Here is a 602-nt window from a genome sequence, read left to right on the forward strand (position 1 = left end):
GATAGCCTTGCTAAGCAGGATGATAATACGAAGGTTATCACTATTGGTAAAGAAGTAGAAGGTACAGAACTCAATATTGCCAACAGTAAGAAAGAAGACCGGATACTTTCAGGTGTTAAGGCAGGAGTGCTTTCAGCAGAATCGACAGAAGTTGTAAATGGCTCTCAGTTATTTGCGACTAATAAAAATGTTACGACAGTGACTACTAATCTAGACAGTGTTTCTCAAAATACATCGAGCTATTTAGGTGGTGGTGCTGATGTGCTTGTAGGCAATCTTCCGACGTATGTTGTTGGAGGTCAGTCATATCATGATGTTGGTTCAGCCTTTAGCGGTGTTGATACATCGCTGACAGATCTTCATAATGAACTTTCTAAGAACAGCAATGAACTTACACAGACCATTGAGCAGAATGCTTTGTTGTGGAATGATGAAGCCAATGCCTTTATAGCGCGTCATGAGAAGAGCAAAGAAGAAAAAGGCAGAGCTGTAAGGACACAAGAAAACAGTAGAATTACGTTTCTAGCAAATGGTGAGATTAGCGCTAAATCAACAGATGCTGTAACGGGTAGTCAGCTTTTTGAAACGAATGATAAGGTTGT

The 602-nt window shown here is 40.2% G+C and carries 1 pseudogene; it reads left to right on the forward strand.

Annotated features, from left to right (window positions below):
* A pseudogene (locus ACFINL_RS09845) lies at positions 1-602 on the forward strand (adhesin); the annotation flags it as partial.

The sequence above is a fragment of the Bartonella sp. AA78NXGY genome (genome assembly GCF_042197005.1).
In the GTDB taxonomy this organism is placed as follows: domain Bacteria; phylum Pseudomonadota; class Alphaproteobacteria; order Rhizobiales; family Rhizobiaceae; genus Bartonella.